This is a genomic window from Microvirga sp. Mcv34 (assembly GCF_024519725.1).
Taxonomy (GTDB): Bacteria; Pseudomonadota; Alphaproteobacteria; order Rhizobiales; family Beijerinckiaceae; genus Microvirga.
In genome coordinates, this window is the sequence record NZ_JALJRK010000009.1 from 65,571 (window position 1) to 86,399 (window position 20,829).

20 protein-coding genes are annotated in these 20,829 nt (G+C 65.3%); 8 read left to right on the forward strand and 12 right to left on the reverse strand.

Annotated elements, in window-relative coordinates:
• Positions 1–4: 4 nt before the first annotated feature.
• The 5 genes from OC446_RS07795 to OC446_RS07815 all read right to left on the reverse strand — a co-directional run bounded on the left by OC446_RS07795 (position 5) and on the right by OC446_RS07815 (position 6,379).
• A complete protein-coding gene (locus OC446_RS07795; RefSeq protein ID WP_262028522.1) occupies positions 5–1,402 on the reverse strand; it encodes a circularly permuted type 2 ATP-grasp protein in 1,398 nt (465 codons plus the stop codon).
• Between the two features lie 192 nt (positions 1,403–1,594).
• Positions 1,595–2,599: an esterase-like activity of phytase family protein gene (locus OC446_RS07800; protein WP_262028476.1), complete on the reverse strand. Its 1,005-nt coding sequence runs from the start codon at positions 2,597–2,599 to the stop codon at positions 1,595–1,597.
• The gene (gene cobT / locus OC446_RS07805) at positions 2,596–4,494 is read right to left on the reverse strand and encodes a cobaltochelatase subunit CobT (RefSeq protein ID WP_262028477.1); all 1,899 of its coding nucleotides are present in this window, start codon (positions 4,492–4,494) and stop codon (positions 2,596–2,598) included. Before cobT ends, OC446_RS07800 begins: the two co-directional genes overlap by 4 nt.
• Before the next feature lie 149 nt (positions 4,495–4,643).
• Entirely contained in the window at positions 4,644–5,633 is a 990-nt protein-coding gene (cobS, locus tag OC446_RS07810) for a cobaltochelatase subunit CobS (RefSeq protein ID WP_262028478.1), read from the reverse strand.
• 116 nt (positions 5,634–5,749) lie between these two features.
• Entirely contained in the window at positions 5,750–6,379 is a 630-nt protein-coding gene (locus OC446_RS07815) for a J domain-containing protein (RefSeq protein WP_262028479.1), read from the reverse strand.
• Positions 6,380–6,469: 90 nt separating this feature from the next.
• On the opposite strand from OC446_RS07815, the gene OC446_RS07820 reads away from it, so the two are divergent.
• Positions 6,470–6,736, forward strand: a complete 267-nt coding sequence (locus tag OC446_RS07820) for a BolA family protein (protein WP_262028480.1) — start codon at positions 6,470–6,472, stop codon at positions 6,734–6,736.
• 186 nt (positions 6,737–6,922) lie between these two features.
• Here OC446_RS07820 and OC446_RS07825 read toward each other — a convergent pair whose 3' ends face one another.
• Positions 6,923–8,089, reverse strand: a complete 1,167-nt coding sequence (locus tag OC446_RS07825; RefSeq protein WP_262028481.1) for an acetyl-CoA acetyltransferase — start codon at positions 8,087–8,089, stop codon at positions 6,923–6,925.
• A 159-nt stretch (positions 8,090–8,248) separates the two neighbouring features.
• On the opposite strand from OC446_RS07825, the gene OC446_RS07830 reads away from it, so the two are divergent.
• Both OC446_RS07830 and OC446_RS07835 read left to right on the forward strand, forming a co-directional pair.
• Positions 8,249–8,827 (forward strand): TIGR00730 family Rossman fold protein, encoded by a 579-nt coding sequence (locus OC446_RS07830; RefSeq protein WP_262028482.1) that lies wholly within the window; start codon positions 8,249–8,251, stop codon positions 8,825–8,827.
• Positions 8,824–9,234 carry an NUDIX hydrolase gene (locus OC446_RS07835; RefSeq protein WP_262028483.1) on the forward strand — a complete coding sequence of 137 codons (411 nt, stop codon included), beginning with the start codon at positions 8,824–8,826 and terminating at the stop codon, positions 9,232–9,234. The genes OC446_RS07830 and OC446_RS07835 overlap by 4 nt, the downstream gene beginning before the upstream one ends.
• On the opposite strand, the gene OC446_RS07840 is transcribed toward OC446_RS07835, so the two are convergent.
• Both OC446_RS07840 and OC446_RS07845 read right to left on the reverse strand, forming a co-directional pair.
• Positions 9,222–10,382 carry a 2OG-Fe(II) oxygenase gene (locus OC446_RS07840; protein WP_262028484.1) on the reverse strand — a complete coding sequence of 387 codons (1,161 nt, stop codon included), beginning with the start codon at positions 10,380–10,382 and terminating at the stop codon, positions 9,222–9,224. The genes OC446_RS07835 and OC446_RS07840 overlap by 13 nt on opposite strands.
• Positions 10,383–10,451: 69 nt before the next feature.
• Entirely contained in the window at positions 10,452–11,354 is a 903-nt protein-coding gene (locus OC446_RS07845; RefSeq protein WP_262028485.1) for a DMT family transporter, read from the reverse strand.
• A gap of 191 nt (positions 11,355–11,545) precedes the next feature.
• Here OC446_RS07845 and OC446_RS07850 point away from each other — a divergent pair, with 191 nt between their 5' ends.
• From OC446_RS07850 to OC446_RS07865, 4 genes are all read left to right on the forward strand, one after another.
• Positions 11,546–12,919, forward strand: a complete 1,374-nt coding sequence (locus OC446_RS07850) for a D-alanyl-D-alanine carboxypeptidase family protein (RefSeq protein WP_262028486.1) — start codon at positions 11,546–11,548, stop codon at positions 12,917–12,919.
• A 118-nt stretch (positions 12,920–13,037) separates the two neighbouring features.
• Positions 13,038–13,988: a DMT family transporter gene (locus tag OC446_RS07855; protein WP_262028487.1), complete on the forward strand. Its 951-nt coding sequence runs from the start codon at positions 13,038–13,040 to the stop codon at positions 13,986–13,988.
• Between the two features lie 52 nt (positions 13,989–14,040).
• Positions 14,041–15,189: a CobW family GTP-binding protein gene (locus OC446_RS07860; RefSeq protein ID WP_262028488.1), complete on the forward strand. Its 1,149-nt coding sequence runs from the start codon at positions 14,041–14,043 to the stop codon at positions 15,187–15,189.
• A gap of 75 nt (positions 15,190–15,264) precedes the next feature.
• Complete coding sequence (locus OC446_RS07865) at positions 15,265–16,257, forward strand: hypothetical protein (RefSeq protein WP_262028489.1); 993 nt, start codon at positions 15,265–15,267, stop codon at positions 16,255–16,257.
• Between the two features lie 13 nt (positions 16,258–16,270).
• Here OC446_RS07865 and OC446_RS07870 read toward each other — a convergent pair whose 3' ends face one another.
• Genes OC446_RS07870 through OC446_RS07880 form a run of 3 tightly spaced genes read right to left on the reverse strand, consistent with a single transcriptional unit; the run spans position 16,271 to position 18,932 of the window.
• Positions 16,271–17,038, reverse strand: coding sequence for an ABC transporter permease (locus OC446_RS07870; RefSeq protein ID WP_262028490.1), 768 nt, complete (start codon positions 17,036–17,038; stop codon positions 16,271–16,273).
• Between the two features lie 5 nt (positions 17,039–17,043).
• Entirely contained in the window at positions 17,044–17,835 is a 792-nt protein-coding gene (locus OC446_RS07875) for an ABC transporter ATP-binding protein (protein ID WP_262028491.1), read from the reverse strand.
• 59 nt (positions 17,836–17,894) lie between these two features.
• Complete coding sequence (locus OC446_RS07880; protein WP_262028492.1) at positions 17,895–18,932, reverse strand: ABC transporter substrate-binding protein; 1,038 nt, start codon at positions 18,930–18,932, stop codon at positions 17,895–17,897.
• A 301-nt stretch (positions 18,933–19,233) separates the two neighbouring features.
• Between OC446_RS07880 and OC446_RS07885 the strand changes: the two genes are divergently transcribed.
• The gene (locus OC446_RS07885; RefSeq protein WP_262028493.1) at positions 19,234–20,241 is read left to right on the forward strand and encodes a TerC family protein; all 1,008 of its coding nucleotides are present in this window, start codon (positions 19,234–19,236) and stop codon (positions 20,239–20,241) included.
• Positions 20,242–20,363: 122 nt separating this feature from the next.
• On the opposite strand, the gene OC446_RS07890 is transcribed toward OC446_RS07885, so the two are convergent.
• Positions 20,364–20,825: an Lrp/AsnC ligand binding domain-containing protein gene (locus OC446_RS07890; protein WP_114943421.1), complete on the reverse strand. Its 462-nt coding sequence runs from the start codon at positions 20,823–20,825 to the stop codon at positions 20,364–20,366.
• Between the last annotated feature and the right edge of the window lie 4 nt (positions 20,826–20,829).

Genomic DNA, 20,829 nt, shown 5'->3' on the forward strand with positions numbered 1-20,829 from the left:
CCGCTCATTCACTCAGCACCCAGGTATCCTTGGTCCCGCCGCCCTGGCTCGAATTGACCACCAGCGAGCCTTCCGTCAGCGCCACGCGGGTGAGCCCGCCCGGCACGAGCCTGACTCCGTCGCGGCCAGTCAGGACGAAGGGGCGCAGATCCACGTGGCGGGGCGCGAGCCCCGTCTCGGTGAAGATCGGGCTCGTCGAGAGTGCGAGCGTCGGCTGGGCGATGTAATTGTCCGGATTGCCGAGGATGCGGCCCTTGAAATGCTCGCGCGCCTCCACGGTCGCATGGGGCCCCACGAGCATGCCGTAGCCGCCCGAACCGTTGACCTCCTTCACGACGAGTTCGTGCAGGTTGTCGAGCACGTAGGACAAAGCCTCCCGCTCGCGGCAGCGCCAGGTCGGCACGTTCTTCAGGATCGGCTCCTCGCCCATGTAGAAGCGCACGATGTCGGGCACGTAGGAGTACATGGCCTTGTCGTCGGCGACGCCCGTTCCGGGCGCATTGGCGATGGCGACGTTGCCGGCACGATAAGCCGCGATGAGGCCCGGCACGCCCAAGGCGGAATCCGGACGGAAGACCAGCGGGTCGAGGAAGTCGTCATCGATGCGGCTGTAGATCACGTCGACGCGTTTCGGCCCCTCGGTGGTGCGCATGTAGACCATCTCGTCGCGCACGAAGAGATCGCGCCCCTCGACCAGCTCGACGCCCATGCGGTCGGCAAGGAAGCTGTGCTCGTAATAGGCGGAGTTGAGCGAACCGGGCGTGAGGAGGACCACGGTCGGGTCCCAGGGAGAGCTCGACGGCGCGACGGATTTGAGGGTGCCCAGCAACTCATCGATATAATTCTCGATGGGCCGGATGCGCTGCATTCCCACGAGTTCGGGGAAGAGGCGCATCATCACCTCCCGGTTCTCCAGCATGTAGGAGACGCCGGAAGGCGTGCGCAGATTGTCCTCGAGCACGTAGAAATCCTGGTCGTCGACCCGGACGATGTCGATCCCCGCCACCTGCACGTAGATGTCGCTGTTCAGGGACAATCCGTGCATCTGCGGGCGGTAATAGGGGTTGAGATAGACGAGCTCCGGCGGGATGATCCCGGCGCGCAGGATCTCCCGCGGCCCGTAGATGTCCTTCAGGAACAGGTTGAGCGCCTTCACGCGCTGTTCGAGACCCTGCGAGAGCCGCTTCCATTCCTTGCCCGACAGGATGCGCGGGATGATGTCGAAGGGGATCAGCCGTTCTTCGGCTTCCGTGTTGCCGTAGACCGCGAAGGTGATGCCGACCCTGCGGAAGAAGAGTTCCGCTTCCTCGCGGCGATGCTCCAGCAAGTGCGGTGGGGCGGATTTCAGCCAGTCCTGGAGGACCCGGTAGGCATCCCTGCTCTGGCCGTCATGGCCGCTCATCTCGTCGAAGACCGCCCGTGCCGCCACCGGATCTCCTCAAGCCTCGTGACGCGGACACCCGGCGCAAAAATTGGCAGCGGGCCCGCATGAAGGAGCTTAGTGGCCTGAAACCGGAGGCTTCAAGGGCGACGATGGGATAGAAGCGGCAAAGAATGATGAGAAAAAAGGCGAATGCCCATTCGTAAGGCAGGATCAGCCCACGAGGGAAAACTCGAGCAGCACGGTCTTCTGCAGGGAGCTGAAATTATCGTCGGAGATCAGGGAAAGAACCGTATCGCGACCTTCCCTATGGATCGCCAATCCCTCCATGTTGTCGACCTGATGCGAGGCTTCGCTTTCGTAGAGAACCTCGCCGTCGACCCGAGCCCCCGGCTTCAGCGCATCGGCCGCGATCCGGCGGAGGCGGCAGCCGAACCAGCCGACGAGCGAGAAGCGGCGCTCCAGGATCACCGCATCGCCTTCGGGCAGGAAGGCGAGATCGGTTACCGCATAGCCGCCGGAGAGAACGGTCTCGAAGGCGCCCTGCCGTGGACCCGTCAGGATGAAGCCGCTGCCGCCTTCCGCGATTCCCACGAGTGCTCCGTTGAGGGGTGAGCGCCGGGGCGCGACGCCGAGAGCCTCCAGGCCGCCGTTGCTCGGCAGATCCTTCACCGCCTGCGGCACGGGAATGGGCATGCCGCGGATGATGCTGCCCGCATCGGTGCGCTCGAATTTGATCACCGCATGGTTGCGCTCGACGCCGATATAGACCGCGTTGCCTGCGAGCGCGAAGCTTTCCGTATCGTAATAGCGCGAGCGCCGCATCGGCACGCCGTTGCTGAGGATCAGGGGAGACAGCATCGGCCTCGACAGACCCGAGAGCCGTCCGTCCGATGTCTCGATCCGAGCTTTCAGCACCTGCGCATTGTCGGCGAGCGCGATGAGGTCCTGCCCGTCGGCCGAGCGCCAGAGACCGGAAAAGCCGCCGAAAGCCGAGACCCGCGAGCGCAGATCGATTCCGGAGCGGAACATCAGGGCGCCGAAGCGGGAGCGGTCGGGATCGGCCGTGGACAGGCGGCTGATCGGCCGCGCCTCCACGTCGATGGAGGTCGCGCCCCTGAAGGCCTGCGGCCGCTGCGCGAGGGCGACCCCGGTGCAAGCCAGGGTCGCGGCGGCCGCGCCGCCGCCGATAAGGAAGTTCCGCCGGGTCAGCCTCAAGCGACGGCTCTGCGGCGGGGGGCTCCGTGGGACGGGGGCGCGGCATTCTCCTCGAAGAGTTCCGCGAGCTTCTCGGTCATGACGCCGCCGAGTTCTTCCGCGTCGACGATGGTCACCGCGCGACGGTAATAGCGCGTCACGTCGTGGCCGATGCCGATGGCGATAAGCTCCACGGGCGACCGGGTCTCGATCTCCTCGATGATGAAGCGCAGATGCCGTTCGAGGTAGTTGCCGGGATTGACCGACAGGGTCGAGTCGTCCACCGGCGCGCCGTCCGAGATCACCATCAGGATGCGCCGCTGCTCGGGCCGCCCGAGCAGGCGCTTATGCGCCCAGTCGAGCGCCTCGCCGTCGATGTTCTCCTTGAGCAGACCCTCGCGCATCATCAGGCCGAGATTCTTGCGCGCCCGGCGCCAGGGCGCATCCGCCGACTTGTAGATGATGTGGCGCAGATCGTTCAGGCGGCCGGGATTGGCCGGCTTGCCGTTCTGCAGCCACATCTCGCGGGACTGGCCGCCCTTCCAGGCGCGGGTGGTGAAGCCGAGGATCTCGACCTTCACGCCGCAGCGCTCCAGGGTGCGGGCGAGAATGTCCGCGCAGGTGGCCGCGACGGTGATCGGGCGGCCGCGCATGGAGCCGGAATTGTCGAGGAGCAGCGTCACCACCGTGTCGCGGAAATTCGTGTCCTGCTCCTGCTTGAAGCTCAGGGGCTGGTACGGATCCATGACGATGCGCGGCAGGCGCGCGGGATCGAGTGTTCCCTCCTCCAGGTCGAATTCCCAGGATCGGTTCTGCTGCGCCATGAGGCGGCGCTGCAGGCGGTTCGCCAGACGCCCGACGACGCCCTGCAGATGGGCGAGCTGCTTGTCGAGATAGGCGCGAAGGCGCGTGAGCTCGTCCGCGTCGCAGAGATCCTCCGCGTGGATGATCTCGTCGAATTTCTGGGTGAAGGCCTTATAGTCCGGGCCCCGCGCCTCGTTGGAGCGCGATGGCGGACGCCAGGATTCGCCCGCATCCTCCGAATCCGCTTCCTCGGATTCCTCGGGCATCTCGCCGGAAGGGCCATCGGCCTCTTCCGTCGCGCCGTCCTCCATCTCGTCGCTCGAATCCTCGCTCATCTCCACCTCGGCGCGATCGCCTTGGCTCTCCTGCTCGGACTCGCCCTCGCCCTGCTGTTCCTGCTCCTCGGATTCGTTCTCGTCCTCGTTCTCCTCGTCCTCGGAATCGAGGGCGGCCTCGTCGGCCATGTCGAGGGAGGAGAGCATGTCGCGGATGTTGCGGGCGAAGCTGCGCTGGTTCTCGATGTTCTTGAGCAGGCCGTCGAGATCGTGCCCGGCGCGATCCTCGATGTAGTCGCGCCAGAGATCGACGATCTTGGCGGCCGATGCAGGCGGCTTCTCGCCGGTCAGGCGCTCGCGCACCATGAGGGCGAGCGCATCCTCGAGCGGCGCATCGGCCCGGTCGGTGATCTCCTCGTATTTGCCGCCGCGATGGTAGCGGTCTTCCAGCATGGCCGAGATGTTGGACGAGATGCCAGCCATGCGGCGCGAGCCGAGGGATTCCACGCGCGCCTGCTCGACCGCGTCGAACACCGCGCGGGCGGCTTGGCCCTCGGGTGCGAGCTTCCGGTGCAGGGCGGTGTCGTGGCAGGCCAGCCGCAGCGCCATGGCATCGGCATTGCCGCGCAAGATCGCCACGTCCTGCGAGGTCAGCCGCCGGGGCGGCTCCGGCAGACGCGCCTTGTCCTGCCCCATGAGAACCGGACGGTCTGACGCATAGGCGACCTCGAGATCAGGCTTGCGGGCGATCGCCTTCATGGTGCCGGCGATGGAGCGCTTCAGCGGCTCCGCCGGCGCTTCCTTCTTCTCACCCGGCTTGCGGTTCGAGATGGACATGTTTGCCTGTCGCTTCCGATAAGCCCTCATCCTGAGGAGGACCGTCAGGTCCGTCTCGAAGGATGAGGGCGTTTCCAGAGAACTCTGGACCCGGCATCCACGTCCTTCGAGACGCTACGCTCCTCAGGATGAGGATGCCTGATCGTTGATTAGCTCAGCACCATATTCACGGCGCTCTCCGGCAGTTCCTTGCCGAAGGAGCGCTGATAGAACTCGGCCACGAGGGTGCGCTCGAGCTCATCGCACTTGTTGAGGAACGTCACGCGGAACGCGAAGCCCGTATCGCCGAAGATCTCGGCGTTCTCGGCCCAGGTGATCACCGTGCGCGGGCTCATGACGGTCGACAGATCGCCGTTCATGAAGGCCGAGCGGGTGAGATCGGCCACGCGCACCATCTTGTTGACGATGTCACGGCCGGATGGATCCTCCTGGTAGTGCTTCGCCTTGGAGAGGACGATGTCCACCTCCTTGTCGTGCGGCAGGTAGTTGAGCGTCGTGACGATGGACCAGCGGTCCATCTGGCCCTGGTTGATCTGTTGCGTGCCGTGATAGAGGCCCGAGGTGTCGCCCAGTCCCACCGTGTTGGCGGTGGCGAAGAGGCGGAAGGCCGGGTGAGGCCGGATCACGCGCTTCTGGTCGAGCAGGGTCAGCTTGCCCGACTGCTCCAGCACGCGCTGGATCACGAACATCACGTCCGGGCGACCCGCATCGTATTCGTCGAACACGAGAGCCACATTGTTCTGCAGGGCCCAGGGGAGGATACCGTCCTGGAAGGCGGTGACCTGCTTGCCGTCCTGCAGCACGATCGCGTCCTTGCCGACGAGGTCGATCCGCGACACGTGGCTGTCCAGGTTGACGCGCACGCAGGGCCAGTTGAGGCGGGCCGCCACCTGCTCGATATGGGTCGACTTGCCGGTGCCGTGATAGCCCGTGATCATGACGCGGCGGTTGCGCGCGAAGCCAGCCAGGATGGCAAGGGTCGTATCCCGGTCGAAGAGGTAATCGGGGTCGAGATCCGGGACATGCCCCTCGGCCTGGGAGAAGGCGGGAACTTCCAGATCCGAGTCGATCCCGAAGACCTGTCGCACGGACACCTTCATGTCAGGCAGAAGGGTCGCTGTCTCGGTTTGTGCCGTCATAGGGGCCTCTCGGTCTTTGAAGTTTGTCTCGAAAACGTCATGGGCTTCTTAACCCCCATGGCGGAATGGCGCAATTTCCTAATGCGCTTGGCTGCCTTGCCTAAAAGACTACCGTTTCAGCACAGGCCGGCGCTCTTGAGGGCATCGTGCGCCTTGATGATGTCGCGCAGGCGTTCCTCGAAGGATCTGTCCCCGCCGTTGGCATCCGGATGGAAGCGCTTCACCAGGGACTTGTACTGGGCCTTGATGGTGGGACCATCGGCCGTCTCGTCGAGCCCGAGAATGTCGAGCGCCCGGCGCACCGCACCGCTGTAGCGTGGACGCTTCGGCTCGGGCCGGGCCCGGCTGGTGCGGGCCTGGGTGAAGTCCTCGCCCTTGAGGATCCCGAGGGGGTCGAAATAGCCCCAATCCCGCGGCTCGGCCTTGGCCTCGCGCTCCTCGCCCTGGCCGGACCCGTTCATGCCCATGGTCCAGGTCGGACGGTGGCCGATGATGGAATCCTTCTGGAAGGCCGCCACGGCCGAATCCGACATGCCGGCGAAGTAATTGTACGAGGCGTTGTACTCGCGCACGTGCTGGAGGCAGAAGCGCCAGTACTGGCCCTCGCGATCCCGCCCCTTGGGCGCGCGGAACTCCCCCGCTGCCTTGCAGGTCGGATGTTCGCAGACGGGTCCCTTGGTCTCCTGCGGCTCTTCGCAGGAAGGCTTGATCCGGATACGGTCGAAAAGAGGCGAGTTGAGATCCATGATTCAGTGATTATGAGTGGCTTGGGGCCTTGAGCCAAGGCCTGAACGCTTTTCGCCGCAGACCCGTTCAAAAAGGTTTTACAAATCAGCATGACCCTTCAGCACTGGATCACACTGACTTTGCAGGAGAACCTGCAGCCGACCGACCTGACCGTCATCGACGAATCAGAAAAGCATCACGGCCATGCCGGGTGGCGGGAAGGCGGGGAAACTCATTTCCAGGTTTATATCGTGTCGCAGGCCTTCTCCGGCAAGAGCCGGGTCGAGCGTCACCGGCTCGTGAACGAGGTTTTGAAGGGCGCCTTCGACAGGGGTCTGCACGCCCTGGCGATCCAGGCCAAGGCGCCGGGGGAATAGACCTCGACCGTCGTCCGGACCGGGGTCGACGCCCACTTGCGTCATGGCCGTCCCCGGACTTGATCCGGGGATAAGTCCCGGCCATCTCGATGCTGTGAAGCGCCGCACACTTCCGATCGCGATCACCGGCATAAGGCCGGTGACGACGTCGCCGATATTCTCACAGGACGGAACCGGACGGCTTCGTCACTTGATCCGCTCGAGCACGCTCACGTAGTTCGCCACGGCCGCCCCGCCCATGTTGAAGATGCCGCCGAGCTTCGGGTTCTTCACCTGGATGCCGCCGGCCTCCTCGCAGAGCTGCATGGCGGAGAGCGCGTGCATGGAGACGCCTGTGGCGCCGATGGGATGGCCCTTGGCCTTGAGCCCGCCGGAGGGGTTCACCGGCAACCGGCCGTCCCTGTTCGTCCAGCCTTCCTTGACCGCGATGGCGCCCTGTCCGGGAGCCGTCAGGCCCATGGCCTCGTACTCGATGAGCTCCGCGATGGTGAAGCAGTCGTGGGTCTCGACGAAGGAGAGATCCTCCAGCTGAATGCCGGCCTGGTCCAAGGCGCGCCGCCAGGCTTCCGCGCAGCCCTCGAACTGGACGATGTCGCGCTTCGACATGGGCAGGAAGTCCTGCGCATGGGCCGTGGCCCGGAACGCCACCGCGCGCTTCATGCGCAGCGCCGTCTCGGTATCCGCCAGCACCAGGGCGGCGGCGCCGTCGGACACAAGGGAGCAATCGGTGCGCTTCAGGGGACCGGCGACGTAGGGGTTCTTCTCGCTCTCGGCGCGGCAGAAATCGAAGCCCAGATCCTTGCGCATCTGCGCATAGGGATTGTCGACGCCGTTCTTGTGGTTCTTGGCCGCAATCAGGGCGAGCGCGTCGGATTGGTCGCCATAGCGCTGGAAATAGGTGCCGGCGATCTTGCCGAACACGCCCGCGAACCCGCCGGGCGTGCCGCCATCCTCCGGCAGGTAGGAGGCCTTCAGCAGGATATTGCCGATCTCGGGGCCGGGCGTCGTCGTCATCTGCTCGACACCAACCACCAGCACCGTCCTGGCGCGCCTCGCCTCGATGGTCTTGATCGCCTGGTGCACGGCGGCCGAACCGGTCGCGCAGGCGTTCTCGACCCGGGTCGCCGGCTTGAACCGGAACCTGTCGCTGGCCTGGAAGACCAGGGAGGCGGTGAAATCCTGGGCCGAAAAGCCCCCGTTGAAATGGCCGAGCACCACCTCGTCCACGTCCTCCGGGCCAAGACCCGCATGATCCAGCGCCTCGCGGGTGACGCGGACGATCAGGCTCTCGACGGATTCGGCGTCGAGCTTGCCGAAGGGGGTGTGGGCCCAGCCGACGATGCAGGCAGTCATGGATGTCTCCTCGCGGAACGTGTTGTTGGAGGACAAGGTGGCCCTCTTTGGAGCCTTCAGCAAGTCGCACATTCGACGCTCAGACCCGCATCGAGGTCTTGAGCCCGTCCCGTTCCTGTCGTTCATCGGTGGCTCAAGCGAATCACGAAGGACAATCCCATGCGCCTGTGTGTCTTCTGCGGCTCCAGCAGCGGCCAGGATCCGGTCTACATGGCGGCGGCCCGGTCGCTCGGGGAAACCTTGGCGGCTCAAGGGATCGAGCTGGTCTATGGCGGCGCCTCGGTCGGGCTCATGGGCGCGGTCGCCGATGCGGCTCTCGAAAAGGGCGGCCATGTGATCGGCGTGATGCCGCAGGCGCTGGTGGACAAGGAGATCGCCCATCGGTCCCTAAGCGACCTGCGGGTGGTGGGCTCCATGCACGAGCGCAAGGCCCTGATGGCGGAACTGTCCGACGGGTTCATCGCCCTGCCCGGGGGCCTAGGCACCTTCGAGGAACTGTTCGAGGTCTGGACCTGGGCGCAGCTCGGCTATCATCGCAAGCCCTGCGCCCTCCTGAACGCCGGCGGCTTCTACGACAAGCTGACGGATTTCCTGGACGACGTGGTCGAGCGCGGTTTCGTGAAGCCGATCCACCGGGCGATGCTGATCGTCGAGGACGAGCCCACGGCCCTCGTCGCGGCCATTCGCGCCTATGAGCCGCCGAAGGTCGACAAGTGGATCAAGGCGGGCGAGCGGTGATCGAGATCGTCACCGCCCTGGTTCGCGACCGGCACGGCCGCGTTCTGCTCGTGCGCAAGCGCGGCACGGAAAGCTTCATGCAGCCGGGCGGCAAGCGCGAGCCGGGCGAAAGCGAGCTGGACTCCCTGGCGCGGGAGCTTTCCGAGGAACTCGGCTGCGGCCTCATTCCGGGCTCCACGAGTAAACTAGGCGTCTTCGAGGCTCCGGCGGCGAACGAGCCGGGGCAACGGGTACGGGCTGCCATCTATGCGGCGAGCCTCGAGGGCGACCTCGTCTGCAACGCCGAGATCGAGGACCATATCTGGCTCGACCCGCGCGCGCCGGGAGCCACACCGCTGGCCCCGCTCACGCGCGACACGGTCCTGCCCCTCGCCCTGTCGCTGAACGGCGCCGCTCAGGCCTTGTAGGCGCCCACGCCCTCGCCGAGCCGGGCGTTGTTCGCCTCGCGGATCCGGGCGGCCTCCTCGTCGTAGAGGAAGGGCAGGAAGGCGAAGCGGCGCCCTTCGGTCACGCGCGACACCGCGTGAAGAAGCGGGCACGAGAACACCACCGCGCCGCCGGGCGGCGCCTTGTAGCTGCGCGATCCGTATTCGGGGAAGCTCACCTCGCCGCCCTCGAAATCACCGTTCAGATTGATGGAGACCGCGAAGCGGCGATGGGCCGTGCCGCTCGTCGTGTTGTCGCGATGCGCGCGGAAGTGCCCGCCGTCCTCCGCCGCGTAGCACGAGACGATGTAGCGCTCCATGCGGGAGGGCTTGAAGAAATGCACCCGCTCGATTTCCGGATTGATGCGGCGGATGATGCGGTGCTGCACCTGCCGCATCAGGTTCGGGTCTTCGATCGTGTAGTCCTTGCGGCTCTTGTGGCTCGCATCATGGACCGCCACGGTCTTGCCGTCGACCTCGCGCATGAAGCCCGATTCCTGGCCGCCGTGCCGCTCGTAGAGACCGATCAGGTGCCGGCAGAATTCCGGCTCGAACACGTCCGGGATCACGAGTACGGGAGCCGGGATCTCGAACCCGGCGAAACGGTCCACCGGCGGCAGGTCGCGCAGGTAGGCCATCACCTTCTCCCGATCGCCGCCATCCGGCTCGAAGGGGAAGACGGCGCGCACGCGCAGGGTAGGGTTGAGCACCATCCAGAAGCGGCGGATCTGGAGCTGCGACTGGCCCGGCGACGTGTTGCGCGGGAGGGCCCCATAGAGGCGCCCGACGGTGCCGTCGAAGTCCCAGAAATGACGGATGCCAGGGATGACCTGCTTCGCCCGCCCCTCCGACTCGTCCGAGGGATCGACGCTCACCCCGAAGATCGCGACCTTGTCGTCGTCGAACAGGTCGCGGTGGGTCTCCTGGAACGACGCCAGGGTTGCACGCCCGCCCTCGTCCGAGCCCGTCCCGTAGAAGCACAGGACGATATAGCGCCCGGCCACCGTGTCGAAGCTGAAATGCGGGTTGCTGGTCGAGCTCTGCTTGAACCAGGGAACTGGATCGCCAGCCTGGAGAATGCGGTAGGCCGGCTGCGCGGTTTCAGTTTCAGGAACGGCGGAATCGGTCATCGGGCGGTCCAGACAGGCTTGAGCAATATGTTATCTCATTTATTAGAATGCCTTTGCTGCAGCGGCAAGCTACCGTTGCGCCAGGAGCAGGAACCCGACGCCCGCTAGGATCAGCAGCATTCCGGCCAGCTCCCGCCGGGTCGTCGCCTGCGCCAGGAAGCGATGGGACACGGCCTGCGCCATCAGGACTTCGACGAGTGCCAGCGTCCGCACATTGGCGGCGGTCGTGAGCGCGAAGCCGATGAACCAGAACTGGGATGCCAGCGCCCCGAGGAACCCCGCCCCCAGGGAGGGACGCCAGGCGGCGAAGCTCGCCATGAGAGCCTTGCGGTCGAAGAGTCCGAGCCAGACCAGGAGAATGGCCGTCTGCAAGCCTAGGCCCCAGACGAGGGTCGTGGAGGCTCGGATCAGCGGGGAGCCGTGGTCGAGCGACAGGATGGCGCCGCGGAAGCCGATGGCCGCCAGGGCGAAGAAGGCCCCCGAGGCGAGACCGAAGACAACCGGCTTCACGCCCGAGGAGGTGAGGCTCGTGCCCGGTTTCAGGGACATGAGCACGACCCCCGAGGTCGCCACCGCGATGGCCAGCGCCATGGCGGGCGTGAGGTGATCGCCCAGCAGGAAGAGCCCGAAAACGGCCACCTGGACCGGCTCGGTCTTGGTATAGGCCGTGACCACCGAGAAGGCGCGCTCCCGCATGGCCGCGAGCATGAGGGCCGTGGCGAGGATCTGGGTGACCGCTCCGGTGAGGGCATAGGTCAGGAAGGTGGCATTCGGCCCTGGAACATCCTCTCCGGTCACAAGGTTCATCACGACCAAAGCCAGGAGGGCGAAGGGAAAGCCGTAGAGAAAGCGGACCTGGGTCGCGCCCACGGTTCCGATGGTTTCGGTCAGGCGCCGCTGGGTGGCGTTGCGGCCGGTCTGGGCCGCCGCCGCGGCCAGGGTCACCGGGATCCAGAGAAGGGATGTTGTCATGTCGATCTTCAAACGGCGCGGCTCTTGCCACTCTCTTGACACGAATTTCGTTAAGAAGGGCGGTATAAACTGACAAAAATCCGGCCAACCTAGCCAAGGTTAGGGTTTGGCCCTACAAATGGCCCAGCTGACAGGCGGGGCCTCACCGAGATCCTCTCCTATCGTTGGACGAAGCCAAGGAGTCGTTCCGCATGAACGTTAGCCGTGCCCTCCGCGCGACAGCCTTTGCCCTTGCCGCCTTGTTCAGCGGTTCGGCGCTGGCGGCCGGCGGCCCTGCTCTTGTCGTTGAACTCGAATCCGGCCGCGTCCTGCACGCGGAACGGGCGACCGACCCCTGGTTTCCGGCTTCGATCACCAAGCTGATGACGGCCTATGTGGCCCTCGACAAGGTGCGCTCCGGCCAGATGAGCATGGAGACGCTGCTCACCGTCACCGACGGCGCGGCCGCCCTGCCTCCGTCCAAGATGGGCTTCAAGCCCGGCACGCAGATCCGCCTCGACAACGCCCTCAAGATCATGATGGTGAAGTCGGCGAACGACATCGCCGCGACCATCGCGGAGAATATCGGCGGCTCGATCGACGGCTTCGCCGACCTGATGAACGCCCATGCCCAGCGCCTCGGCATGGTGAGCAGTCATTTCGTCAATCCCCACGGCCTGCCCGACGAGCGCAACCAGACCACGGCCCGCGACATGGCGGTTCTGGCCCGGGCTCTGCTGCTCGAATTCCCGGAGGACAGGGAGCTGTTCGACATCGGGGCGGTTCAGTACGGCCGGCGCATCATGCGCAACACGAATGGCCTCATCGGCCGCTATCCCGGCGCCGACGGCATGAAGACCGGCTTCATCTGCTCGGCGGGCTTCAACGTGGTGGCGAGCGCCACGCGCAACGGCCGCCACCTCATCACGGTCGTGCTCGGCGCCCCATCGGCCAACGAGCGCACGATCAAGGCGGCCGAGCTGTTCGACCGGGGCTTCAGCAGCAAGGTGAACTTCACCAACCCGGAACTCGCGGCCCTGCCGGTCTCCAGCAACTCCACGCCGCCGGACATGCGGCCCGTCATCTGCGACCGTCGTGGACCGATGCCGCAGGAGGAAGACGCCCCGGCCGTGGCCGAGACGGACAGCAACATCCCGAACCTGTTCTCCTCCGAGGTCATGGCTTTTGCCGGGGACACGGCCCAGAAGCCGGTGCGCACCGTGCTCGGCCCCCGCGCGGCGGTTCAGCCGGAGCGCGTCTGGATCGGCCTCAACCCTCCGTCCGAGGCCGAGCTCGCCGCCCAGGCGGCCGCGGAAGACGCCGCCGAGCAGGCCCGCAAGGCGAAGACCAAAAAGGCCACCGCTTCCAAGAAGGCGCCGGCCAAGAAGAGCGACGCCAAGGCTTCCGAGGAGAGCGAGACGGCCGACAAGGAGCCCGTGAAGTCCACGGCGAAGGGCAAGGACCATGGGCGCGCCAGCGTCGCCGTGAAGCCGGTGACCGGCAACGCCAAGCCCGCGTCCAAGCCGGCCGCGAAGGCTCCCCAGAAAGCCGACGCCAACGGGAAGCCCAAATCCATCGCGAACTGATCCGCGACACGAGAGATCCTCCGCAACGCCCGGTCATCGACCGGGCGTTTTGCTTGCTCCCTTGCTTTCGCGGCCGATCCGCGCGAACGGTTCAGGGTCCAGAGTATAACACGTCGTCATGACCCGCTCCTCCTCCCCCACCGACGGCCTCCTCTTCGCCCTCGCCTCGGCCAGCCTCTACGGGCTCAACATTGTCTACGCGCGCATGGCGTCCTTTGCCGGGGCCAGCGGGTCGGCCATCGTGGTCTACCGGGTCTTCCTGATGCTGGCGCTGATCGGCATCGTGGCGGCCGTCGCGAGACGCTCGCTCGCCATGGCACGGGAGGAGAGGGGCAAGCTCGTCCTCCTCGGGATCTCCAGCGCCCTACAGGGCATCGGCTATCTGTCGTCCGTCGCGTTCATCCCGGTGGCGGTTGCGGCGGTCGTCTTCTACACCTATCCCATCATCATCGTCCTCGCGAGCCCGTTCGTGGAGAGGACGCCCCTGACGCGGACCCTGGTGGCGATCGTCGCCGTCGCAACCCTCGGCGTCGGCCTGGTGGTGGGGCCTGCCTTCTCCGATCTCGATTGGCGCGGTCTGGCCCTCGCCTTCGGTGCCAGCATCGCCACGGCGGTCCAGTTCTTCACCGCAGCGCGCTGCACGAAGACGGGCGTGGTGGCGAAGGTGTTCTGGCTTCAGCTGATCATTCTTCCGACGGCGATCCTCATCGGCCTCACCGCGGGGCAGCTGGCGCCCCCATCCGTCCTGGCCCTGGCGCCCTTCGCCGTGACGATGACGATCGCCGGCTATGTCGGCGGGTTCGTCCTGCAGTTCCTGGCGCTCGGGCGCATCTCGGCGGTGGCGGCCGGGATCGTCTATTGCTTCGAGCCGGTGGTGGCGGCCCTGTCCTCGGCCCTCATCCTGAACGAGAGCCTGGCGCCGATGCAGATCGCCGGCGGGGCTCTTGTGCTGGCCGCGATCATGGCCAACGTTCTTCTGGACCAGCGGCGTCCGAAGGATGCGCCTGAGCGTCGACCGCGAAACTGGAAGCCGGTTTTGCGTGAGACGATGCCGGAAACCAAAAACTGAGAGCCTTGGATCTCAATATCCGTTGCCTTGGCGACGATTGCGGATTGATACGATGACGACCACGACACCTCCCCCGCCGATCCCGCTCACCATTCTCACAGGATTCCTGGGTTCCGGGAAAACGACGCTTCTCAACCGGCTCCTGAAGGATCCGGCCCTGCGGGACACGGTGGTGATCATGAACGAGTTCGGCGAGATCGGCCTCGACCACCTGCTGGTAGAGACCGTCGACGAGGGCATGGTGCTGCTCTCCGCCGGATGCCTCTGCTGCACGGTGCGCGGTGACCTCATCGCGACCCTGGAAGACCTCCTGCGCAAGCGCGACAACGGCCGAATCCTGCCCTTCAAGCGCGTGATCATCGAGACCACGGGCCTCGCCGACCCGGCGCCGATCCTCCATGCGGTGCTGTATCACCCCTATCTGTCGATGCGCTACGCGGTGGAAGGCGTGGTGACGACGGTCGACGTTGTCAACGGGACAACCACCCTGGACACCCATCGGGAGGCCGTGAAACAGGCGGCCGTCGCCGAGCGGATCGTCATCACCAAGACCGATCTCATGGATGACCGGCAGGGCCTCGACCGGCTGCGCGAGCGGCTGCACCAGCTCAATCCCGGCGCCGCTCTCCTGGAGGCGGATGCGCCGGCCGAAGCGGTCATCGCAGGCGGTCTCTTCGGCCTCGACGGCAAGATCGCCGACGTGGCCCAGTGGCTGAAGACGGAGGCCGTGGAGGAGGCGGAGCGCGAGAGCCACGCCCATCAGCATGGTCATCACCACCATCATGGTCATGGGCACGATCATCATCACCACCATCATCACGACGTGAACCGGCACGACGACAGGATTCATTCCTTCTGCCTCACCAGCGACGAGCCGATCCGCCAGGGCACGCTCGACATGTTCCTGGACCTCCTGCGCTCGTCGCAGGGCGCGAAACTGCTGCGGGTGAAGGGCCTCGTGGCGCTGGCCGAGGATCCCGAGCATCCGGTGGTGATCCACGGCGTGCAGCATGTGATCCATGTTCCCGCCGTACTGCCGCGCTGGCCCAGCGATGACCGGCGCAGCCGTATCGTGTTCATCGTGGACGACCTGGAGCGCGAGACCGTGGAAAAGCTCTGGGACGCCTTTCTCGGGCGCCCCGCCATCGATGCGCCGGACGCGGCGGCGCTCTCAGACAACCCGCTGTCTCTTCGACGGTAAGGACACTTTCGCAAAAGCTGGTCCTCGGATAGGTTATAGCAATTCTATAACGCTGATTCTGTAAGGCTGATTGCGATGCAGGTGTCGAAATTCCTCCTTGCCGTTCTTCTGTGCGGAACGGCCCTCGCCGTTCCGGTTCAAGCCAAGCAGCCTCCGGGAAAGCGCATCCTCAAGATCGACGTGCGGGTCGAGGGCACGGAAGGCTGGCAGACCAAGGTCAGCTCCGAGAAGGGAACGATCTCGGAGCACTTCTACCTAGCGACGGTCCTGGAGCCGAGCGACAGCCTCGATGCCATGAATCCTCTCGATCCGGATTCCATGCGCAAGGCGCAGGAAACCAGCGCCCGGCAGATCGCCAACGTCCAGAAGATCCAGGAGCGCAACAGGGCGCTCGCGCCCGCCGCCCCGCCGAATCCCGCCATGCAGCAGCAGGTCAACCAGGCGATCATGCAGGCCTATGCCCGGTGCAAAGGTGACGAAGCCTGCATCAAGGCCGCCGTGATGCAATCGAATCCCGGCCTGATGACCCCGCCTCCCGGGGCCACCATGCGGCCCGGCATCCCGGATACCGCAACAACCCAGGAGGACAAGGCTGTCTACCGGCAATGGTTCGGCCTCGAAGGGTGTCCCGGCAAGTTCAGGGCGACCCGCAACGACATCGGCCGGGGTTCCGTGTCGGATGTGGGCGCGTCGAAGCCGTGGAACCACGAGGTCAGGTTCGATATCGCGCAGGACAAGCCGTCCCTGTGCCTGTCTTATCCGATGTCGGTGGTGGACGAGGAAGCGGGCCGGCTTTTCCTGCCGGGCTTCCTCTTTCCCGAGGCGGCCGCCCTGCAGGCGAATGCCGGAAACGTCAAGGCGACCGTTCCCGGCGAGATCGCCGCATGGGTGAGCAGGACCTTGAAGGGCGCGCCGCTCTCCGGCACGAAAGCCGAAACGATCAGCCTGCAACAGCCGATCGTCGTTCTGCCGCTGGCGAACGCCGCCTACAGCGGCAAGGCCAAGGTCACCGTGACCTGGAGCCTGACCGAGACCTACAAGGCGGGGACAGCCCTGCCCGACATGTGAGCCCGGCGTTCCCTCACGCGGCCATCTGCGAGCGCTGCGCCCAGCCGGTCATGGAGCGCTCCACATAGGCCGTGATCACGTACATGACGACGCCGAGCACCGCGAGCACCACGAGGGCCGCCCAGACCAGCGGCACCTCGAACGCCGCCGAGGCGCGGGTGAGCAGGTTGCCGATGCCCACATTGGACGCGTTCTGCTCGCCAATGACCGAGCCTACATAGGCGAGCGTGATTGCAACCTTCAGCGAGCCGAAGAAATACGGCATGGCGCGGGGCACGCCGACCTTGAGCACGATATCCCGCTTCGAGGCGCCGAGCGCCCGCAGCACGTCCTCCATTTCAGGCTCCACCGTGGAGATGCCGGTGGCCACGTTCACCACGATGGGGAAGAACGAGATCAGGAAGGCCGTCAGCACCGGCGGCACCCAGCCGACGCCGAACCAGAACACGAGGATCGGCACCACGGCCACCTTCGGGATCGAATTGAAGCCCACGAGCAGCGGATAGGACCCCGCATTGATGAGCCGCGAGGAGCCGAGCACCATGCCGAGCAGCAGGCCGAACCCGACCGCGAGGCCGAAGCCCGCCAGCGTCATCCACAGGGTGTGCATGGCATGGTAGGCAAGCTGGGTCCGGTATTCCCACACGGCGAGAAGGATCGTAGAGGGTGCCGGAAGGATGAAGCTCGATACCTTCAGGACGCGGCAGACGATCTCCCACAGCAGGAAGAACCCGATGGTGAAGACCCAGGGGGCGAGGGCGAGCTGGTTCTTGGTTTTCATGGTTTTCAGGCCGCCTTGCGCGCCTGCGCGATATGCCCGCGCAGCTCATGGACGAGAGCGGAGAATTCCGGCGTGTAGGTGATCTCGAGATCGCGCGGCCGCGGGAACTCCACCTCCCGCTCGGCGACGATCCGGCCCGGCCGCGCGCTCATGCAGAAGATCCGGTCCGACAGGAACGCGGCCTCGCGCAGATCGTGGGTGACGAGAATGATCGTGACCTTCTGGGCCGCATGGAGGTCGCGCATCACGCACCACAATTCCTCGCGGGTGAAGCTGTCGAGCGCGCCGAAGGGCTCGTCGAGCATCAGGAGCTTCGGCTCGTGGATCAGCGCCCGGCAGAGGGAGGCGCGCTGCTGCATGCCGCCGGAGAGCTGCCAGGGATACTTACGCCCCTGACCTTTCAGGCCGACCTGCTCCAGCAGGCTCTCGGCCTTGGCCACGTATTCCGCCTTGTGGCGGCGCAGCCGCGCGCGGTGCGGTTCCACGATCTCGAGCGGCAGGAGAATGTTGTCGAGGGTGGTCCGCCAAGGCAGCATGGTCGGGTTCTGGAAGGCCATGCCGGCGAGCTTGACAGGAGCTCCCACCTGCCTGCCATCGACGATGACCGTTCCCTCGCGGGGAAACTGCAGACCGGTGGCGAGCTTCATGAGGGTGGACTTGCCGCAGCCGGAAGGCCCCACGATGGCGGCGAACTCGCCCTCGTTCACCTTGAGGGTGAGGTTCCTGACCGCGGGCAGGCCATCCTCGGCCCGCGCATAGACATGGGTGACGTCGTGAATGTCGACAAAGGGTTTCATGACACGAAGCCGGCGAGCCAGAAGAAGAGCCCGGCCGCTGGACGGCCGGGCTTGCGGGATCAGTTCACCTTGCGCTGGTCGGCCGCGGGGAGGAACTCCTCCGTGAACACGCCCTCGACCGTGGGCTTCGCCTTGTAGGTGAAGGTCAGGCCGATCTCGTCGAGAGCCTTGGCGAAGCGGTCCTTGTCGATGCCGCCGAAGCCGTTCTCCTTGACCCAGGGGGTGATCATGTTCTGCTCCAGCACCATCTTGAGGCGCTCGAGCTCCACGTCCTTTTTGGCGACGTCATTGCGCTTGATCACCGAGTCCACCGCGCTCGACGGATCCTTCACCGTGTCCTGCACGCCCTTCATGATCGCGCGCAGAAGGCCCTTCACGGCCTCCGGCTTCTCCTGGGCGAATTTCTGCGACACGATGATGGTGTTGCCGTAGAGATCGACGCCGTAATCGCTCATGAGCAGCACGACGATGTCGTCAGCCGGCACGCCGCGGGATTTCAGGTTGATGTAGGACGACATGGAAAAGCCGAACACCGCATCGACTTCTCCTTGAGCCAGCATGGGCTCGCGGACCGGGAAGCCCACATTCTCGAACTTCATGGTGGTATCGTCGATCTTGTTCACCGCCTTGAAGATCGGCCATTGTGCATAGGCGCCGTCGGCCGCCGGAGCGCCGAACTTCTTGCCCGCGAGGCTCGACACCTCCTTGCTGATGCCGCGGCTCTTGCGCCCGATGATGGCGAAGGGGGGACGGTCGTAGATCACCATCACGGCCTTGATGTCCGTGCCGGGATTCTCGTCGCGGAAGCGCACAAGGGAGTTCACGTCGCCGAAGCCTACGTCGTAGGTGCCCGACGCCACACGGGAGATCGGCTCGCGGGAGCCCGCCGCCGGATCGATGGTCACGTCGAGCCCCTCGGCCTTGAAGTAGCCCTTGTCGAGCGCCACGGCGAAGGGGGCCGCCGGCCCCTCCCAGCGCCAGTCCAGGGAGAACCGCACCGGGGTCTGAGCCTGGGCCGTCGCGGACCCGAGAAGCACGGCCGCCCCGGCCAGCATTCCCCTGATCCACGCAGCCTTCGTCGCACGATCCGCAAACATCACCGTCACCTCTGTTTTTATGTCGGGAGCCTTGTGGCGCTCTTCCTGGACGCCTGCCCGGTTCCTGACCATGCAACCAGATCGGCCTCCGGGGTCAAGTCTCTTGCCCGGGCATCACTGCCCCAGGGGCAGGCATCTGACGGAAAATTGAGCAGATCGATGGACACCGGCGCCCCTTGACGGTCGCGAAGGGACTTCCCACGTGACATCCATCGGCGACCGGGCCCCTCTGGCAGGACGTGAGCACACGACTGTGATGTCGGAGCCGATGCTTGTACGCAAAGCAATCATAGGTCCGGTTATGCCAGAATTCCTGCTCGTGGAATGGCTGGGGAAGCCCGTCTGGATGTGGACGGCTTTCTTGAGCCTTGTCGTGTTTCTTCTCGCCTTCGATCTCGGTGTCCTGAACAGGAAGGACCGGGAATTGGGCGTGAAGGAGAGCCTTCTCATGTCCGCCTTCTATATCGGTATCGCGGCGCTCTTCGGCGCCTATATCTGGTGGTCCTTCGAGACCGGCCTCCTGGTGACCCAGGACGGCAGCCATGCGGGCATCGCCTATTTCACGGGCTTCTTTATCGAGAAGTCCCTGTCCATCGACAACGTCTTCGTGATCTCGCTGATCTTCAGCTATTTCGCGATCCCCCGGAAATACCAGTACCGGGCCCTCGTGTGGGGCATCATCGGCGTCATCGTCCTGCGCGGCATCATGATCGCCGTGGGCGCGGCCCTCGTGCAGGAATACGCCTGGATGCTCTATCTCTTCGGCGCGTTCCTCATCATCACGGGCATCAAGATGCTGCTCGTGCCCGAGAGCGAGCCGAATATCGACAACAACGCCATGGTGCGTTTCCTCCGCCGTCACATGCGGGTCTCGGACCGCCTGCACGAGCAGCAATTCTTCGTGCGGGAGCCAGACCCGAAGACGGGCCGGATCGTCACCTGGGCGACACCGCTCTTCCTCGCCCTGGTGGTGATCAACGTGGCCGATCTGATCTTCGCGGTCGATTCGGTGCCGGCGATCTTCGCCATCACGACAGACACCTTCGTGGTCTACACGGCGAACATCATGGCGATCCTCGGTCTGCGCGCGCTCTACTTCGCGCTCGCCGCCATGGTGCACCGATTCCACTACCTGAAATACGCGCTCGCCCTGGTGCTCGTGTTCATCGGCGGCAAGATCTTCTGGAACCAGCTCGTCGGCAAGCTCGACCCCACGATCTCGCTCGGCGTCACCTTCGCGCTGATCGCCGGCGGCGTCGTCTTCTCCCTCTGGAAGACGAAGAACGAGCCGGAGACGATCTCCGGGTAAGGCATCTCTGCCCTGTCATGGCCGGCCTTGTGCCGGCCATCTCGATACGGAAAAGCGCCCCGCCTCAATCAATCGAGATCACCGGCACGAGGCCGGTGATGACGTAAGAGGGCGCCCGACCCTCACACCGGCAGCATCCCGTCGCTCTTCACCTCCTCCATGACCGCATAGGTGCGGGTCTCCTTCACGCCCGGAAGCGCCAGGAGGATCTCGCCGAGGAAGTGGCGATAGGCGGCCATATCGGCCACCCGGGTCTTGACGAGATAATCGAAGCCGCCCGCCACCATGTGGCATTCGAGAACCTCAGGCGCCCGCTTCACCGCAGCGGCGAATTTCTCGAACACGTCGGGCGTCGTCTTGTCGAGGGAGACCTCCACGAAGACGAGCAGTTCGAGCCCGAGTCGGTGCGGATCGAGTCGCGCCCCATAGCCGGCGATGACCCCTTCGCGCTGCAGGCGCTTGACGCGCTCCCCCGTGGAGGTGGGCGACAACCCCACCTTTTCGGCCAGTTCCACGGTGGCGATCCGGCCATCCGCCTGGAGAGCCTTGAGGATCTTGCGATCGATCCGGTCCAAATCCGTCATTTTC

Coding starts and splice junctions, on each gene's coding strand:
- OC446_RS07795 (WP_262028522.1), bottom strand. CDS start 1,402: ATGAGCGGCCATGACGGCCAGAGCAGGGATGCCTACCGGGTCCTCCAG.
- cobT (WP_262028477.1), bottom strand. CDS start 4,494: ATGTCCATCTCGAACCGCAAGCCGGGTGAGAAGAAGGAAGCGCCGGCG.
- cobS (WP_262028478.1), bottom strand. CDS start 5,633: ATGACGGCACAAACCGAGACAGCGACCCTTCTGCCTGACATGAAGGTG.
- OC446_RS07815 (WP_262028479.1), bottom strand. CDS start 6,379: ATGGATCTCAACTCGCCTCTTTTCGACCGTATCCGGATCAAGCCTTCC.
- OC446_RS07820 (WP_262028480.1), top strand. CDS start 6,470: ATGACCCTTCAGCACTGGATCACACTGACTTTGCAGGAGAACCTGCAG.
- OC446_RS07825 (WP_262028481.1), bottom strand. CDS start 8,089: ATGACTGCCTGCATCGTCGGCTGGGCCCACACCCCCTTCGGCAAGCTC.
- OC446_RS07830 (WP_262028482.1), top strand. CDS start 8,249: ATGCGCCTGTGTGTCTTCTGCGGCTCCAGCAGCGGCCAGGATCCGGTC.
- OC446_RS07840 (WP_262028484.1), bottom strand. CDS start 10,382: ATGACCGATTCCGCCGTTCCTGAAACTGAAACCGCGCAGCCGGCCTAC.
- OC446_RS07845 (WP_262028485.1), bottom strand. CDS start 11,354: ATGACAACATCCCTTCTCTGGATCCCGGTGACCCTGGCCGCGGCGGCG.
- OC446_RS07850 (WP_262028486.1), top strand. CDS start 11,546: ATGAACGTTAGCCGTGCCCTCCGCGCGACAGCCTTTGCCCTTGCCGCC.
- OC446_RS07855 (WP_262028487.1), top strand. CDS start 13,038: ATGACCCGCTCCTCCTCCCCCACCGACGGCCTCCTCTTCGCCCTCGCC.
- OC446_RS07860 (WP_262028488.1), top strand. CDS start 14,041: ATGACGACCACGACACCTCCCCCGCCGATCCCGCTCACCATTCTCACA.
- OC446_RS07865 (WP_262028489.1), top strand. CDS start 15,265: ATGCAGGTGTCGAAATTCCTCCTTGCCGTTCTTCTGTGCGGAACGGCC.
- OC446_RS07870 (WP_262028490.1), bottom strand. CDS start 17,038: ATGAAAACCAAGAACCAGCTCGCCCTCGCCCCCTGGGTCTTCACCATC.
- OC446_RS07875 (WP_262028491.1), bottom strand. CDS start 17,835: ATGAAACCCTTTGTCGACATTCACGACGTCACCCATGTCTATGCGCGG.
- OC446_RS07880 (WP_262028492.1), bottom strand. CDS start 18,932: ATGTTTGCGGATCGTGCGACGAAGGCTGCGTGGATCAGGGGAATGCTG.
- OC446_RS07885 (WP_262028493.1), top strand. CDS start 19,234: ATGCCAGAATTCCTGCTCGTGGAATGGCTGGGGAAGCCCGTCTGGATG.
- OC446_RS07890 (WP_114943421.1), bottom strand. CDS start 20,825: ATGACGGATTTGGACCGGATCGATCGCAAGATCCTCAAGGCTCTCCAG.